The organism is Thermosynechococcus sp. M3746_W2019_013 (assembly GCF_015296045.1).
In the GTDB taxonomy this organism is placed as follows: Bacteria; Cyanobacteriota; Cyanobacteriia; order Thermosynechococcales; family Thermosynechococcaceae; genus Thermosynechococcus.
This window is the reverse complement of sequence record NZ_DVDW01000051.1, coordinates 1-14,026: the sequence shown is the minus strand read 5'-3', so window position 1 is coordinate 14,026 and position 14,026 is coordinate 1. Positions and strand designations below refer to the sequence as shown.

At 54.1% G+C, this 14,026-nt stretch carries 20 protein-coding genes; 13 read left to right on the top strand and 7 right to left on the bottom strand.

What is annotated here, in order from left to right; all coding sequences use genetic code 11:
- Positions 1 to 56 precede the first annotated feature (56 nt).
- Positions 57 to 158, top strand: coding sequence for a cytochrome b6-f complex subunit PetM (petM, locus tag IGQ16_RS09345; RefSeq protein ID WP_011057256.1), 102 nt, complete (start codon positions 57 to 59; stop codon positions 156 to 158).
- 11 nt (positions 159 to 169) lie between these two features.
- Here petM and IGQ16_RS09340 read toward each other — a convergent pair whose 3' ends face one another.
- From IGQ16_RS09340 to IGQ16_RS09325, 4 genes are read right to left on the bottom strand one after another with little or no spacing between them, the layout of a single operon-like run.
- Positions 170 to 1,099 (bottom strand): AEC family transporter, encoded by a 930-nt coding sequence (locus IGQ16_RS09340; protein ID WP_297061189.1) that lies wholly within the window; start codon positions 1,097 to 1,099, stop codon positions 170 to 172.
- Positions 1,062 to 1,748 carry a cobalt transporter CbiM gene (gene cbiM / locus IGQ16_RS09335; protein ID WP_024124274.1) on the bottom strand — a complete coding sequence of 229 codons (687 nt, stop codon included), beginning with the start codon at positions 1,746 to 1,748 and terminating at the stop codon, positions 1,062 to 1,064. The genes IGQ16_RS09340 and cbiM overlap by 38 nt, the downstream gene beginning before the upstream one ends.
- The gene (locus IGQ16_RS09330) at positions 1,748 to 2,227 is read right to left on the bottom strand and encodes a carboxypeptidase regulatory-like domain-containing protein (protein WP_024124275.1); all 480 of its coding nucleotides are present in this window, start codon (positions 2,225 to 2,227) and stop codon (positions 1,748 to 1,750) included. The genes cbiM and IGQ16_RS09330 overlap by 1 nt, the downstream gene beginning before the upstream one ends.
- Positions 2,224 to 2,985, bottom strand: coding sequence for a hypothetical protein (locus tag IGQ16_RS09325; RefSeq protein WP_024124276.1), 762 nt, complete (start codon positions 2,983 to 2,985; stop codon positions 2,224 to 2,226). The genes IGQ16_RS09330 and IGQ16_RS09325 overlap by 4 nt, the downstream gene beginning before the upstream one ends.
- A 172-nt stretch (positions 2,986 to 3,157) precedes the next feature.
- Between IGQ16_RS09325 and IGQ16_RS09320 the strand changes: the two genes are divergently transcribed.
- From IGQ16_RS09320 to IGQ16_RS09290, 7 genes are all read left to right on the top strand, one after another.
- Complete coding sequence (locus tag IGQ16_RS09320) at positions 3,158 to 3,742, top strand: thylakoid membrane photosystem I accumulation factor (protein WP_297041003.1); 585 nt, start codon at positions 3,158 to 3,160, stop codon at positions 3,740 to 3,742.
- Positions 3,743 to 3,768: 26 nt separating this feature from the next.
- On the top strand, positions 3,769 to 3,954 hold the full coding sequence (locus IGQ16_RS09315) for a hypothetical protein (RefSeq protein WP_024124278.1): 186 nt from the start codon (positions 3,769 to 3,771) through the stop codon (positions 3,952 to 3,954).
- Positions 3,955 to 3,967: 13 nt separating this feature from the next.
- Positions 3,968 to 4,714 (top strand): dienelactone hydrolase family protein, encoded by a 747-nt coding sequence (locus IGQ16_RS09310; protein WP_225871794.1) that lies wholly within the window; start codon positions 3,968 to 3,970, stop codon positions 4,712 to 4,714.
- Between the two features lie 394 nt (positions 4,715 to 5,108).
- Positions 5,109 to 5,687, top strand: a complete 579-nt coding sequence (locus tag IGQ16_RS09305; RefSeq protein WP_041429005.1) for a hypothetical protein — start codon at positions 5,109 to 5,111, stop codon at positions 5,685 to 5,687.
- Positions 5,688 to 5,711: 24 nt separating this feature from the next.
- Positions 5,712 to 6,080, top strand: a complete 369-nt coding sequence (locus IGQ16_RS09300) for an Npun_F0494 family protein (RefSeq protein ID WP_024124281.1) — start codon at positions 5,712 to 5,714, stop codon at positions 6,078 to 6,080.
- A gap of 86 nt (positions 6,081 to 6,166) precedes the next feature.
- A complete protein-coding gene (acsF, locus tag IGQ16_RS09295) occupies positions 6,167 to 7,309 on the top strand; it encodes a magnesium-protoporphyrin IX monomethyl ester (oxidative) cyclase (RefSeq protein WP_041429009.1) in 1,143 nt (380 codons plus the stop codon).
- A gap of 272 nt (positions 7,310 to 7,581) precedes the next feature.
- Entirely contained in the window at positions 7,582 to 7,830 is a 249-nt protein-coding gene (locus IGQ16_RS09290) for a hypothetical protein (protein WP_297061186.1), read from the top strand.
- Here the strand turns inward: IGQ16_RS09290 and IGQ16_RS09285 are convergent.
- The gene (locus tag IGQ16_RS09285) at positions 7,772 to 8,761 is read right to left on the bottom strand and encodes a carbohydrate kinase (RefSeq protein WP_024124284.1); all 990 of its coding nucleotides are present in this window, start codon (positions 8,759 to 8,761) and stop codon (positions 7,772 to 7,774) included. The genes IGQ16_RS09290 and IGQ16_RS09285 overlap by 59 nt on opposite strands.
- A gap of 114 nt (positions 8,762 to 8,875) precedes the next feature.
- On the opposite strand from IGQ16_RS09285, the gene ndhC reads away from it, so the two are divergent.
- Genes ndhC through IGQ16_RS09265 form a run of 4 tightly spaced genes read left to right on the top strand, consistent with a single transcriptional unit; the run spans position 8,876 to position 11,228 of the window.
- On the top strand, positions 8,876 to 9,238 hold the full coding sequence (ndhC, locus tag IGQ16_RS09280) for a photosynthetic/respiratory NAD(P)H-quinone oxidoreductase subunit C (protein WP_041429010.1): 363 nt from the start codon (positions 8,876 to 8,878) through the stop codon (positions 9,236 to 9,238).
- Positions 9,239 to 9,273: 35 nt separating this feature from the next.
- Complete coding sequence (locus IGQ16_RS09275; RefSeq protein WP_024124286.1) at positions 9,274 to 9,780, top strand: NAD(P)H-quinone oxidoreductase subunit J; 507 nt, start codon at positions 9,274 to 9,276, stop codon at positions 9,778 to 9,780.
- 6 nt (positions 9,781 to 9,786) lie between these two features.
- On the top strand, positions 9,787 to 10,902 hold the full coding sequence (gene dprA, locus IGQ16_RS09270) for a DNA-processing protein DprA (protein WP_297061181.1): 1,116 nt from the start codon (positions 9,787 to 9,789) through the stop codon (positions 10,900 to 10,902).
- A gap of 41 nt (positions 10,903 to 10,943) precedes the next feature.
- Positions 10,944 to 11,228 (top strand): DUF3288 family protein, encoded by a 285-nt coding sequence (locus IGQ16_RS09265; RefSeq protein WP_297061178.1) that lies wholly within the window; start codon positions 10,944 to 10,946, stop codon positions 11,226 to 11,228.
- Here IGQ16_RS09265 and IGQ16_RS09260 read toward each other — a convergent pair.
- Entirely contained in the window at positions 11,225 to 11,788 is a 564-nt protein-coding gene (locus IGQ16_RS09260; protein ID WP_297040731.1) for a J domain-containing protein, read from the bottom strand. The two genes, IGQ16_RS09265 and IGQ16_RS09260, sit on opposite strands and share 4 nt — an antisense overlap.
- Before the next feature lie 108 nt (positions 11,789 to 11,896).
- On the opposite strand from IGQ16_RS09260, the gene IGQ16_RS09255 reads away from it, so the two are divergent.
- Positions 11,897 to 12,670, top strand: coding sequence for a WecB/TagA/CpsF family glycosyltransferase (locus tag IGQ16_RS09255; protein WP_255325300.1), 774 nt, complete (start codon positions 11,897 to 11,899; stop codon positions 12,668 to 12,670).
- Here IGQ16_RS09255 and IGQ16_RS09250 read toward each other — a convergent pair.
- Positions 12,638 to 13,858 (bottom strand): YcjF family protein, encoded by a 1,221-nt coding sequence (locus IGQ16_RS09250; protein ID WP_297061176.1) that lies wholly within the window; start codon positions 13,856 to 13,858, stop codon positions 12,638 to 12,640. The two genes, IGQ16_RS09255 and IGQ16_RS09250, sit on opposite strands and share 33 nt — an antisense overlap.
- Positions 13,859 to 14,026: the final 168 nt, after the last annotated feature.

Here is a 14,026-nt window from a genome sequence, read left to right as displayed (position 1 = left end):
GAGGGGGAATTTCACGGGAAATGTTAGAATCAGTTCTTGTTAGCTGAGGCCGCTCTATGGCAGAAGAGATTTTCAATACTGCGGTAATTACGTTTACGCTGGTTCTGGTGGGTTTAGGTGCAGGCTACCTGCTGTTGCGCTTGACCCCAGACGATTAAGCAAAATGCCCCTAGCCGGCAAAGAGCACGAGCCACAGGGGCAATAAAAGAATTAAGACAAAGAGACTGGTCAAAATTAAGCTAGCGGCAAAGGCGCGATCTAAGTGATAAACATCGGCTAAGACCAGCGTCATAAAGGCAGGGGGCATCCCTGCTTGGAGTACTATTCCTAGGCGGGGCGGACCCGTAACCCCCATCAAGGTTAACCCTATCCCCAGCAGCAGCGGCACCAACAGCATCTTGATGCTCAGACAGGGAATAATTCGCTGCCATTGGAGCTTGAGGGGGGCTTCCCCAAGGCAGATGCCCATATAGATGAGTCCAGCAATCACCATGAACCATGCCAAGGTCAACAGTCCCTGCTGGGCGATCGCCGGTAGGCGATGTTGTCGTAGCAGCAGTCCGACGCCGACACACCAGAGGGTTGGATTACGGCCAATGTGCCACAGCAGTTTTGGGATGGAAATTGCGCGATCGCCAAAACTGGCCGCCACGCCAATGCCAGCACTATAGGAAATGAGGAGTGTTCCCATCAGATCAAAAAACAACGCCCAGCTAAAGTGATGCGGCCCCAACAGTCGCCAAGTCATCGGAAAGCCAATAAAACCCGTGTTGCCCACCATGGTCGCCAAGAGAAAACTGCCCTGCTCCTGCCGAGTGTGAGCAGGATATTGCTGCAACCACAGCCACGCCAAACCGCCGCCGATTCCCATCCCTAGCCACGCCAACAGGGGAGCGAATGTGCTGTGACCCGCAATTTTGGTTGTGAGAATAAAACTCAATGCCGTTAGGGGCGTCCCCACCCAGAATAGCCCTTGCGCCAGCCAAGCCCCTGTCTTTGGTGGCAAAAAGCGGCTACTGCCATAACCAATCCCCATGCATAGAAAGACTAATCCGTACAGTTCAGCGAGGGTTGGCAGTAGGGTAAGGAGAATTTTCACGGGAAAAGGACAGGCCTTGGGACAGGAATTCGGGCTTGACTTTGGCCAAAAAGACCAGCAGTGAAGCCGTAACCACTCCCTCCAAGATAGCAAGGGGCAGATGGGCAATCACGATTGCAGTAATGGCTAACCATTCCCGCTGTTGATCCAAGGTTGCTGGCAAGCTAAGGACAACCACTGCGCTAAAGAGGAAAACCGCCAACAACACTGCCCCGCTGCCCAAAAGAAACCCCAGGAGCGATCGCCCCCTGGGTGGACAGCGATGCCACACCCCCCGAAAAACAGCCGCCGCCAGCAGTGCTGGTATCCCCATGATCAGAGCATTGAGGCCAAGGGTGGTCAGGCCACCATGGCCAAACATGACTGCCTGTAGAAATAACCCCACCACCACAGCAATCATTGCCCCTTCCCCCAAAAGCACCCCCAAGCTGCCAAGGAATAGGGGATGGACACTGGCGGGGGGCACTGGAATATAGACAGCGGAAGCCGTGAAAAAAGCGGCTGTCAACAGGGCCAAGCGGGGGACGATCGCCAGCGTGTCCACCGTCGCCCGCTGCAAACGGCGGCAAGCCCCCCAGAGAAGGCCTCCACTAACGGCGTAGCCCAATCCGCACCACAGAGGCGGAACTAAACCATCGGGGATGTGCATTACTCCACCTGTACTCGCCGTCGTGACCACGCAAAGCAAGCAGTGCCAATGGCACCCCACAGCACCGCCAAGACCATGACGGTGATTTGCGCAGGGGTGTATTGACTCAGGGAAACGGTTGCTGGCACCTTTGGAGCAACCGCGATCGCTGCTGCCGTTGTTGTTTGCCCCTGCGGCGCGACCGCAATGGTCAGCAATCCCCCATGACCGGCTTGGCGTACCTGTACCTGCCACTGACCGGGGCGATCCGGGACAAACTGAAATTCCCCTTGGGCATTGGTGGTACCACTGATAACGGCTGTTTGGGGGCGATCGGGGGCAAAGACTTGCACCCTAGCATCTGCCAGCGGTTGACCACTGTCGTACCTCGCTGTAATGCGAATGACCTGTTGGGGTTCGTAGTGCAAATCCACCCCATGGGCAAGGGCTTTGGGAACCACAAATCCGAGGATGGCACCGCTCACTAAAATGGTCTTCATAAGGAAACCTCCCGACAGTGACCTTCACCCACATGCCCCAGACTCCCGAGGGCTTTGCGCAGTGTTTCCACCTCTTGGGGGCTGAGTCTTTGCTGTAATCCTGCCCAATCAACCCTGACTCCCTCAGGGGTAGCGATCGCGGCAAAGGGGTCAAAACCCACCGCATCTCGATTGATCTCTGTGCTTGGTGGTTCAGCCCCATCCCCAAAAAGATGATCAAAGTGCAGTGTGATCTCTACATCAGCAGTGCTATTGGCTGCCACAATCCCCTTGCGCTGATCGCCAATGTAGTCGCCACAAACAAATGCCAAGGGCTGATCCAACCTAATGTTAAAGGGCACCCTGACACCGCCTCGTTGTGCTGTGCCCACCAGTTGTAAGCTGGGTGGAACAGTCTGCCACTGCAGGGCATTGAAGTGACCCACTGCCGCCACAGCACTGCCCCCCAGGGGACGCTCATCCCCCACCAAATCCACCGTCACTGGATCGCTAAAGACAACCGTGACTTCACTTTTGGGGCGATCGCCCCCCTCAGGATCGAAGGGGGGATTAGTTTGATAGGCAGTCACCCTTCCTAAGGTTAAATACACATGGTCAAACTGAAGCTGCCAGCCATCTTTGGTTGTCCATCCCGTTTGCAAGCGTTCTTCGCCATTGGCATAGAGCTGCAAAGTCCCCTTTTGTGAGGCTGGGGCACAACTTGCCAGTAGTGCTGTACTTAAAATGATGACCGTCCCTAAACGTTGGTACAAATTCATTTGTTTGCTCACCCCGAAAAAGCCCCAGAAAGAGCACCTCTGTAGCCAGTGGCAAAAGCCGTAAAGACCCCTTTCCTACCTTAGAAGGCGCGGCATCGGTTCTACAATGCACCGGAGGGGGATAGCGTGACGGTATAGTGTCTTTACAGAACGGGATTTGATGGAGCAGAAAATGAAACAGGTCTGGGGTTGGTTAGGACTTGTCCTACTGTTGTGGGGACTGTGGACCGCACCGAGTTGGGCGGGGTTACAAGACGATCGCTACGATGGGAATATCTTTGCTCTTTATGCTGGCAATGGCTCCTTGGTGCCCCCCAAAGTGACCCTCGAGAAATCGCGCCAGAGCGATCGCGCCACGTTGCTGCTGTTTTATGTCAACGATAGCCGCGACTGCAAGCAGTTTGCCTCCACCATTTCCCAGTTGCAAGGCTACTATGGTCGCGCCACGGATTTTATCGCCATTGATGTGGATGCCTTGCCCTTTGGGGCGCAGTTCTCCCCCAATGAAGCGGGCTACTACTACAAAGGCCGGGTGCCGCAAACCCTGATTTTTGATCGTCAAGGGCAATTGCGGCAGGAATTTATCGGTACCGTGCCCTTTGAAACCCTCGATGACACCTTGCGGGAAGTCTTTGACCTGCTGCCGCGCTCTCAATCTTTGGAACTGCGGCCGCGCCCTGTAAATGAAATTAATGTGGAACTGGCGCCCCCCACACCCCTTCAAGGGCAGAATCCGTCCAAAGGAGCGCTACAGTAAAAGTGAGCCTTGCAGCGAGGTCAACCATGGAATTATCCACACTACAAGAACGTCTGGCCATTGTTTTAGCGAAGCGAGAGAGCCTTAAAAAGCTTTTGGAACTCCCCGGTAATGGCACCCTCAGGATTGACATTGAATCCGCCCTCGCGGAACTGGATGAATTGATGAGCGACTTCAAGCGCACCTTTCCTGACCTCGACATTTCTACCTAGGAGGTTCACGATGGTGGAGATGACTAGTCGTTGGGTCAAGGTCGTCAATGGCGAGCTGCTGATTGATGCCTACTTAGCAGAGCCAGTGGCTGCCGGCCGCTATCCAGCAGTGATTGTCTTTCAGGAAATTTTTGGCGTCAATGCCCATATCCGCGATGTGACCGAACGCATTGCCCGCGAAGGCTATGTGGCGATCGCCCCCGCCCTTTACCAACGCTTTGCCCCCGGCTTTGAAACGGGCTACACTGCGGCTGATATTGATTTGGGGCGACAGTACAAAAACCAAACCAAAGCCGAGGAACTCCTCAGTGACACCCAAGCCACCATTGCCTATCTGCGTGGCCTCGAAAAGGTGGATAGAGATGCCATTGGTACGATTGGCTTTTGCTTTGGGGGGCATGTGGCCTATCTGGTGGCCCAGTTGCCGGACATTAAAGCCACGGCCTCATTCTACGGTGCTGGGATTACAACCATGACCCCCGGCGGTGGCCTACCCACGATTGAAATTACACCCAAAATTCGCGGTACGCTCTATGCCTTCTTTGGCGATCGCGACCAAAGTATTCCCATGGAGCAGGTGAAACAAATTGAAACAGCGCTGCGCCACCATGGCATTCGCCACCACATCTTCATCTATCCTGCGGATCATGGCTTTTTCTGCGATCAACGGGAGAGCTACGATGCAGCAGCAGCGCGGGATGCCTGGGAACAGGTGAAAGAACTCTTCAACACCGTCCTACGGCAGCAATCGCGACAATGAAAGTCCTTTTCACAAGGATGCAACATGCTCAACACTCTGAAAGCCACCCTCAGAGAGGCTCAAAGCTCCTTGACATCCCCTGTGTTGTCGAAGAGGGCTGTGTTACCTCATCTTTACAGAACCTTTACAGAACCTTTACTTTGATGTCGTTGTTTGATGTAGTTGCAGCAGCATGGGTTCAATACAAAGGGCTATAGTATAAATAATTAAGTTGGGTTCGGCACTGTTCCCCCTTACCTAAACAATACCAAAGACATTTGTCAAAATTTAAGATTTTTTACAAAAATCTTCATCCCCACTGTTGCTGTCTATGACTACTCCTACCCACAAAGTCCTACTGAAGCAGGGAGCTCTTGTTCTCAAACAGTGTAAAAAAGCGCTTTTTGAAGGGAATATGGCTGTGCTTCAGCAGCAGGCACGCATTTTACAAGTCGCAGCAGTGGCATCACGACAAACGCTGATTGAGGCAGAAGCTCGACTCTTGGAGCAGGCGGCCCAGCAAAATCAACCCCGCCGGGCGGCGGAAATTCTCATGAAAATCAAGGAGTGTTTGGTTGCCCTAGCGGGAGATCGGCGTGATTTTGAGAGCCTGCCGGGCGTGACAGCAGAGACTGAGGCACATCCGAAAAAGCCCGCCGCTGCCCAGCGTCCCCATGATGACAGCTACACGAAGCGCTTGGGGAACTATCTCGTCGAGGCAGAATTGGTGACACCGGCGCAAATTGAAGTCGCCTTAGCAGATCAGCGAGCCACAGGGGCAAGACTTGGCGATATTTTGGTGGCACGGGGATGGGTACGCAGGGGCACAATTGAGTTCATCATGGAGCGGGTGATTTTGCCTGATCGCCGTCGTCAGGAGGCAGAAGCCGCCTCCTCGCCATCAACTTCTCCAGCGGCTCAATCACCTCGGACACCCCCTGCCAATACATCATCAGTGCATGAGCGAGCAACCTTCATTGATAGCGGCTATTGAGGTTTTCTGTTAAGGAGATACCCTGTGGCGATCGCGTATTCTCCGAAGGTTTTGGCACGGGCCGATCGCGCCCTGCGCTGTAGTCCCTTTTTGCCGCCCTTGTTTCAAACAATGCAGCAGCGGAGTGTAGCGCTTTTAGAAATTGCTGGAGCGGCGGGTCTCAAATCCGGATTCACGCGATCGCCTTTGCCCGCGCTCGTAGCAGAAGCAGAATTGGACTGGTTGATCCGCGTCGGTTTACTGCGCCGCGAAGTAGACGGCCAAGGCCTCACCGATCGCTACCGCCTCACTCCCTTGGGGCAACAGTTAATTCAAAACTATCGCCAACCCACATGGTCGGCCTCTTGGGGCGATCGCTGGCGCAATCAACTCAGCCGCTGGTGGGGAATGTAACGGTTCTGTAACGACCTGTAACGCATCGGTGATTTTCGCTACCATGCTCTATGAGTGCCGTTAGCAAAAGCGAGACGCAGCTTTTTATGGTCAATACCGTCGCCAAACCACAGTTTGAAGAACTGCGGCCGGGTATCAAAGCCCCTGCCAAAGAAACCATCCTCACGCCCCGCTTCTACACCACCGACTTTGAAGCGATGGCCAACATGGATATTACTGAAAACAAAGCAGAACTTGAGGCCATCCTTGAGGAATTCCGCTGCGACTACAACCGCCACCATTTTGTGCGGGACGAAGAATTTGAACAGTCTTGGGATCACATTGATGGCGAAACTCGCCAGTTATTCATTGAATTTTTGGAGCGCTCCTGCACAGCCGAATTTTCTGGCTTTCTCCTCTACAAAGAACTCAGCCGCAAGCTCAAGGATCGCAACCCCCTACTGGCGGAGTGCTTTGCCCTTATGTCTCGCGATGAAGCCCGCCACGCTGGGTTCCTCAACAAAGCCATGGCTGACTTTAACCTGTCCTTGGATTTGGGCTTTTTGACCCAGCACCGCAGCTACACCTACTTTGAACCGGAATTCATCTTCTACGCTACCTACCTCTCTGAGAAGATTGGCTACTGGCGCTACATTACGATTTACCGCCATCTGGAGAAGCACCCCGAACATCGCATCTATCCCATCTTCCGCTTCTTTGAAAACTGGTGCCAAGACGAAAACCGCCACGGTGACTTTTTTGATGCCGTGATGCGTTCCCAACCGCAAATGCTGGATCGGCCACGCACCTTCTGGCAAAAGATTAAGGAAATCCCCCTCTCCCTCTCTGGTCAGAAATGGGCACGCTACTTCATGGTCTGCTGGCTACCACCAAAACTGTGGTGCCGCTTCTTCCTGCTGTCGGTCTTTGCCACAATGTATCTCAACGATTTGCAGCGGTCGAAGTTCTATGCTGCTATTGGCTTGGATGCCCGCGAGTACGATCGCGAGGTCATTGCCAAAACCAATGAAACCGCAGGCCGTGTTTTCCCGGTGATTCTCGATGTCGATCATCCAGAATTTTATCAGCGGTTAGAGCGGTGTGTCGAAAACAACGCTAAGCTCACAGAAATTGCCAAGCAAAACGGGGGCTTCCTCAAAAAACTTCCCCTTTATCTGTCAAATCTGTGGCAGATGATCAAGTTATTCTTAATCCCCACCAAGGAACCGACACCAGTTACTGTGCGTTAATTTCTTCCCTTGGTTAGAAATTAGTGTGATCTCCATGGGTTGAGTCTGCGGACTCAACTTTTTTTTATTTTTCCTACGATTGATATCCGTATTATTACGGAGTATTGCGGGAGTATGAAAAGAATCTAAAAGCAGTTTTGACCACTGGGGATCGCTAAAACTCACTTCCTAGGCCCCTTTGACCCTGTGATCGCTGAAAAAGTCCCTGAGGACAATTTCATAGGATGGAAGGTAGAGAGTCTAAAGATTTTACTTCGGAGTTGATCCCCGCGATGGATAGCCCAATTGTCACTCCCACAACTTGCCGCTTTTGTCGCTTTTATTATTCCGAAGGGCGACGCGGTGGTACCTGCGAAAAACTGAATGTGCCAGTGCGGGGATTTTGGCGGGCCTGTCCCTTGGGGGCAGCCATCCCTGCCCGTGGGAATGAGCCAGCGATCGCCGCCAGACCATCAACCACTGCTAGGCCGTTGAGTGTGTTCGTATTTTTCTCTGGGGATGATCCCGAAGCCATTGCGTAACCTCAGCAAGGGTCGGTTGACCCGCGATCGCTCCCCGTTTGGTCGTCACTAGGGCCCCCACCACCGTGGCAAATTCTAAACAGGCCGCTTGCCATTCGGGATCACGGTAGGTTTCTGGAGTGCCCTGCCATAATTGGGCAATCCAACCCGCAACAAAGCCATCACCGGCACCAGTGGTATCCACAACTGACATCGAGGGGGGTTCTAATTCCCCTTGATTTTCGTGCCAAAAGTAGCGAATAGCTTGATCCCCGTCAGTAATGACCACCCCATGGTCAGGCGCCCTCCCCCAAAGTGCACGGTAAACAACTTGGGGATCGCTGTCAGAGAAAAATAATTCCGCCTCCTCCTTGGCAAGTTTTAGGAAATGCGCCTGTGCCAGAAAAGGACAAATGCGCTCAGGAGCAACCCTTGGATCAGGCCAAAAGATCGGTCGCCAATTGGCATCAATGAGAACCAAGGCACCTTTTTGCCGCAGTCGTTGCACCAGATGGTCAATGGTCGTGGCGGTGGGTTCACTGGCGAGTCCGAGCGTCCCAGTGACAAAAAATCGTGCCCCAGTCAGTAAGGATGGGGAGACCTGCTGGCCGCAGAACTGCATATCCGCAAAGACAGAGGTTCCCGCTGGCGCAAACCCGACAAACCGGCGATCGCCCCCCACCAATTGAACCCGCACTTGCCGCGTCGGCAGCCCAGCTACCCGCTCAACCGCTTCGATATTGACGCCCAAGGCGGCCAATTCGGCACAGGCTCGCTGGCCCAAGGCATCCTCTCCCACAGCTCCTAAAAAGGCCGCACTCACTCCCAACTTCACTAAACCACAGGCAACATTAGCCGGGGCACCCCCCAGAAAACATTGGGGGGGAGCGGGGGGGAGTTCTAAACAATCAAAGAGAACTTCGCCAGCACAGAGGACAGTTGGTTGGGACATTGCTAATGATTCGCTATAGGGCAATTTAGTTTTTTCTATTGATCCCTAGCCTAGCGATCGCTAGGGGAGTGTGTCAAAATGGTAGCGATTCCAAGATCGAGGGACACGGCAACTGTGTTTGTTCTCAGTGGTTACGAATATTTTCTCGGCTTTTTGATTATCTGTAGTCTGGTGCCGGTACTGGCCTTGGCTGCCTCTGCACTATTGCGTCCCAAATCGGGGCGGCTGATCCGCTTGACCACCTACGAATCGGGGATGGAACCCATTGGTGGCGCCTGGATTCAGTTTAATGTGCGCTACTACATGTTTGCCCTGGTCTTTGTTATTTTTGATGTGGAGACGGTCTTTTTGTATCCCTGGGCAGTGGCCTTCCATCAGTTGGGATTGCTGGCCTTCATTGAAGCCTTGATTTTCATTGCCATTCTGATCGTGGCTCTGGTTTATGCATGGCGCAAACGTGCCCTCGAATGGTCCTGAGTGAGTCGATAGCCGTTTAAGTTGGAGCAGCGAACATGAGTGACACCCCCCAAGCCCCCATTGTTGAAGCTGGCCCTGTGGGCCGTCTCCTACAGTCTCAAAACCTAAGTGTGGAATCCCTCGGTAGGGATGCCTCTGGTGTAGAAATGATTAAAGTCGATCGCGATCGCCTGCTGGCGGTCTGCCAAGCCCTCTATGCCGATGGCTTCAACTACTTGCGCTGCCAAGCCGCCTATGACTCGGGTCCCGGCCAAGATTTGGTAAGCACCTACCATCTAGTCAAGCTCACAGACAACGCTGATCGTCCCCCTGAAGTGTGCATTAAGGTCTTTTTGCCCCGCCATGATCCGCGGCTGCCGTCAGTGTACTGGATTTGGAAAACCGCCGACTGGCAAGAGCGGGAGTCCTACGATATGTTTGGCATTGTCTATGAAGGGCACCCAAACTTGAAGCGCATCCTCATGCCCGAGGATTGGGTAGGTTGGCCGTTGCGCAAAGACTATATCACCCCTGACTTTTACGAATTGCAGGAAGCCTACTAAGCTCCCTTGGTTCCCCCTGATGCTGCCTACTGGTATAGCTGGTCACAGGTACCTGGCCTGGGTCCGATATTACTCAAACGACTCTGGCAGCACTTTGGGGATTTGAAAACTGCTTGGGAAGCCCCCATAGCAGCTATTGGACAAGTAGAGGGGATTGGTCCTAAACTCCAAGGGGCGATCGCCCAGTATCGGCAGCAGTGCCAACCCCTAACCCTCTACGCACACCATTGCCAGCTAAATCCCCACCATTGGGTGCTGAGTGACCCCCATTATCCACCGCTGTTGCGGGACATTCCTGATCCACCCCCCTTGCTTTACTATGGTGGTAACCGTATTTTAGAAATTCTCAGTCAACCCACACCAAGCGTTGCCATTGTCGGTACCCGTGATCCTTCAGAATATGCCCAACGGTGGGCGCAGAAGCTGGGGTATGCGCTTGCGCGGGCTGGCTTGATTGTTGTTTCGGGAATGGCTGCAGGCATTGATGGGGCAGCACATCGTGGCTGCTTAGATGCTGGCGGTGCCACACTGGCGGTCTTGGCGACGGGGGTGGATATGATCTACCCCCCGGAAAATGGTTCCCTTTACTACCAGATTCATGAACGCGGGGGATTCTTGAGCGAGTACCCTAGGGGCGTGGGTGCCGATCGCCCCCAATTTCCCCGCCGCAATCGCATCATTGCCGGCCTGTGCCGGGCGGTGATTATTGCAGAGGCCCCCTACAAATCCGGTGCTCTGATTACTGCTCGCTATGCGGCCGAGTATGGTCGCGATGTCTATGTGCTGCCGGGGCACCTGGATAACCACCGGGCCAAGGGTGCCCTTAGTTTAGTGAATGAGGGGGCACACATTATTTTGGGAGAAGAAGCGCTCCTTGAACAATTATTAGGGCATACACCCCCCCTTGATCCGACACCCTCCTCAGCGCTATCGCTCCCGCAGCAACAGATTTTGGAGGCGATTCAACAGCTGAGCCAAGGCAGCCATAGTGTTGCCTTCGATGACATTGTGCACCGAGTGTCCTTGGACACGGGGGTAGTCATGGCAGAATTAATCCATCTAGAGCTGATGGGCTGCGTAGAGCAGCAGCCAGGGAATCGCTATCGCAGAATTGGCTGTTAAAACATTTGTTAAAACATTGAACTTGTCACTTGGAGGCTGCAATGATCAACTCCCAGAACCTACAACATCCTCGCGAAGCTCAAGATCGGTTAGTCCTCGAGCGTCTGCGGCAAGAGGGCATCAGTGATTACAACTTAGCGGAATTGGGGCGATTGCTGATTCGCTACGATGGCTTCCCCGGGGCCGAGACAAATAAGAAATTAATGGCGGAGCTGCTAGAAAAATGGCAACTGACGCAGGAAGAACTCTTTAAGCGTACCCGTGCCATCCACGCTCGCGGCGGCGTTTACAAGGTGGGCAGCAATAAACAGGAGGATTGGACTTAGATTGCTTTGCCGTAGAGGCGATCAAGGGTACGAAAGTCCTTTTCGACTGCTTGCCAAAGGCTACGGTTATCCGGATCTGCTTTTAGGGCTCGGTGCAAGTATTCCCGTGCCGCTTGGGGTTGGCGATCGCGAATGAGTTGCCGCGCCCAGCACTGATAGGTGACGGCTTGCCACTGCCGTACTTCTGCATCTTGGGGCAGTCGCCTGGCCAACCCTTCCACAAGGGAGATGGCACGTTGATAGCAGCGATATTTGAGGAATTCCTGAAGTTGGCGGTAGCTGGCGTGTTTCAGTTCAATGTCAAAGGCAGACAGAGGTGGCGGTGTTTGGGGCGGGCGAGTTTGCGGTTCTGATTTGACGGGGATAGGGCGGGCGGGCAGCACCCGCACTAGTTTTTCATAGGCCTGTTGGAGGAGAATAAACTTCTCATGGGCCGTGCGATCGCCGGGGTTGACATCGGGATGATAGCGTCGTGCTAGCCGGCGATAGGCGGATTTAACTTGGGCTAAGGACGCTCCCTGCGACAGCTCCAGAATGCGATAGCACTCGTCTAGATTCATTCGGCAGGACGCAACATGAGATTTGCATTGCATTGTCGGATCTTCACTTTAATTCTGCCATCATTCCCCTACGCTGGAATCAAGTGAAAGATGCGGAGTAGCTCCAACGTGCCGTCAGTACACATTTTAGGAACACGGATTGATGTCACTACTTACAGCCAAGCCTGTGATCTCGTGGCTGAATGGATTGGTCAAGGCCAGGGGGGCTATGTGGTGGCTGCCAATGTCCATGTGGTCATGACGGGGGTGTGGCGATCGCCCTTCCAGCGGGTGATCAATGGTGCCCAACTGGTGACTTCTGACGGCATGCCTTTGGTGTGGGGCCTACGGCTGTTGGGTTTTCCGCAAGCAGAGCGGGTCTATGGTCCTGATTTGATGCTGGCTCTGTGCGATCGCGCTCAAAGGGCAGGCTGGCGTATTTTCCTCTACGGTAGTGAACCCCTCGTGTTAGAGCGGCTACAGCGGAATCTGCGGCAGCGCTTTCCTAATCTCCAGTTGGCGGGTGCCTACGCCCCTCCCTTTCGTTCCTTGACCCCTGAGGAGGAGGCCAGCGATCGCCAGCGCATCCTTGATAGCCGGGCTAATTTGGTCTTTATCAGCCTTGGTTGTCCAAAGCAGGAGGAGTGGATGGCTCGCCAAAGCCCTTTTTTGCCCGTTGTCTTGGTGGGTGTGGGAGCGGCCTTCAACTTTCACAGTGGCACTGTGGCGCAAGCACCGCGCTGGATGATGGCGATCGGTTTAGAGTGGCTCTTTCGCCTGCTGCAGGAACCCCGCCGCCTCTGGCAGCGCTATCTGATGAACAATCCCGCATTTGTTGTGCTTTTTGCGGGGCAACTCCTGCGCCACTGGCTACGCCGACGGCAAACCAAGAGAGTGTCCTAGGGTTTGCAAGGGAGAGCGTCCCACCTGTTGCTGTGCCCACCGAAGACTTTGCTGCAAGCGAGCCACCAAGGGTAGGGATGGCGCTTGGGGAGCAGTCTCAAAGTAATGAATCAAGCTCAGACCACTCAAGCGCAACACGTAGGCTGCCGTTGCCCCCTGCAAACAACTCCCCGCCAGATAGGTGAGGGAATTGCCCTTGAGCCACTGCCCTAGGGACTGGGTCGACAGTTCCACAGCCCCCAATTGCACCATGAGCCGCAATAGCTCCTTAGCCAGGGGTTCAGCATCCGCCAACCGGAAGGAGCGCTGGTAGATTTGGCCTAAGTCCCAGGTGAGGCGCACCAAGAGCCCGCCGGCCATAACGAGATCCAAAAGGGGGAGGGGATTCACCGCCGTTGCCGCTGCCGCCAGCCATTGGTAGCGCTCAATGATGGGGGTGGCTCGTTCTTGGCGATAGCGATTGAGGGCAGCTTGTGCCTGTTGATGGAGTTGTTGGGCACGGCGATAGGTACCGGCTAGGACAAGGTTGGCTTGCTCCTGGCTGAGGTACTGTAGGAGTCTTGAGGTCAACGATTCAGGGGCCTGCGCTGTAAAGGGAACGAGTTGCTCCTCCGGCATCTGGAGATCTCGCAATTGCTGTTTTAGACACAGGGCCACGCGATCGCGCTCCTGCACCGTTTCTGGGTCCCACACCACAAGCACGTGATAATGTCCTGCTTGCAACACCCGCAGCATCTCAAACTCACTGGCGGTGAGGGCACCCCTTACCGTCAAAAGCACTAAGTCCGCTTGGGGAACAGTGGCCAGGGTTTGCTGCTGAAGGCTACAGCGATTAAGTAGTGTGGCGACGGCATGGTACACCTCATTGACAGCATAGGCCGACTGCCCAAGGACGCACACCTCAACCCTTGGGTTATCTAACCGCTGCTGGAGTTGGCGATGGGTCGATTGGAGAGAGGCTTGGCCCTCTGGGGGAAGTTCCTGCAAAAGGCTCTGAGTCTCTGCCAGTTGCTTTTCAATTAATTGGGGATCTAAGGGAGATTGAGGGGAAGCCACGTTTGGCGCAGCGGGCGATCGGCGCCAGTACCAATAGCCCAACCCCAAACTGAGAATCAGTAGCCATCCCCAGGGATGGTCATTGACCCAGCCACTCAACAACAAGAGAATGATAGCGGCAGCAACAGCCATGTCCTTTACCCCAAGCAAGATCCTCTGTTTGTTAGCTTACCTTGACTGGTGAGCAGCACTCAAATTGGCGAAGCTTGAGGAAATGCAGCCTGAATTTTGTGCCCGCCTTTCAAGTGAAGCGGGTTCCGATGTTATGCAGAATGCATGAGGAGGGGTGCATGACAGAAC

Excerpts from the sequence above, each read along its gene's own strand:
- petM (WP_011057256.1), top strand. The coding sequence starts at position 57 with ATGGCAGAAGAGATTTTCAATACTGCGGTAATTACGTTTACGCTGGTT.
- IGQ16_RS09285 (WP_024124284.1), bottom strand. The coding sequence starts at position 8,761 with ATGTCCCAACCAACTGTCCTCTGTGCTGGCGAAGTTCTCTTTGATTGT.
- cbiM (WP_024124274.1), bottom strand. The coding sequence starts at position 1,748 with ATGCACATCCCCGATGGTTTAGTTCCGCCTCTGTGGTGCGGATTGGGC.
- IGQ16_RS09250 (WP_297061176.1), bottom strand. The coding sequence starts at position 13,858 with ATGGCTGTTGCTGCCGCTATCATTCTCTTGTTGTTGAGTGGCTGGGTC.
- IGQ16_RS09290 (WP_297061186.1), top strand. The coding sequence starts at position 7,582 with ATGGATAGCCCAATTGTCACTCCCACAACTTGCCGCTTTTGTCGCTTT.
- IGQ16_RS09330 (WP_024124275.1), bottom strand. The coding sequence starts at position 2,227 with ATGAAGACCATTTTAGTGAGCGGTGCCATCCTCGGATTTGTGGTTCCC.
- acsF (WP_041429009.1), top strand. The coding sequence starts at position 6,167 with ATGGTCAATACCGTCGCCAAACCACAGTTTGAAGAACTGCGGCCGGGT.
- IGQ16_RS09320 (WP_297041003.1), top strand. The coding sequence starts at position 3,158 with ATGAAACAGGTCTGGGGTTGGTTAGGACTTGTCCTACTGTTGTGGGGA.
- IGQ16_RS09265 (WP_297061178.1), top strand. The coding sequence starts at position 10,944 with ATGATCAACTCCCAGAACCTACAACATCCTCGCGAAGCTCAAGATCGG.
- IGQ16_RS09260 (WP_297040731.1), bottom strand. The coding sequence starts at position 11,788 with ATGAATCTAGACGAGTGCTATCGCATTCTGGAGCTGTCGCAGGGAGCG.
- IGQ16_RS09315 (WP_024124278.1), top strand. The coding sequence starts at position 3,769 with ATGGAATTATCCACACTACAAGAACGTCTGGCCATTGTTTTAGCGAAG.
- IGQ16_RS09325 (WP_024124276.1), bottom strand. The coding sequence starts at position 2,985 with ATGAATTTGTACCAACGTTTAGGGACGGTCATCATTTTAAGTACAGCA.
- IGQ16_RS09275 (WP_024124286.1), top strand. The coding sequence starts at position 9,274 with ATGAGTGACACCCCCCAAGCCCCCATTGTTGAAGCTGGCCCTGTGGGC.
- IGQ16_RS09305 (WP_041429005.1), top strand. The coding sequence starts at position 5,109 with ATGGCTGTGCTTCAGCAGCAGGCACGCATTTTACAAGTCGCAGCAGTG.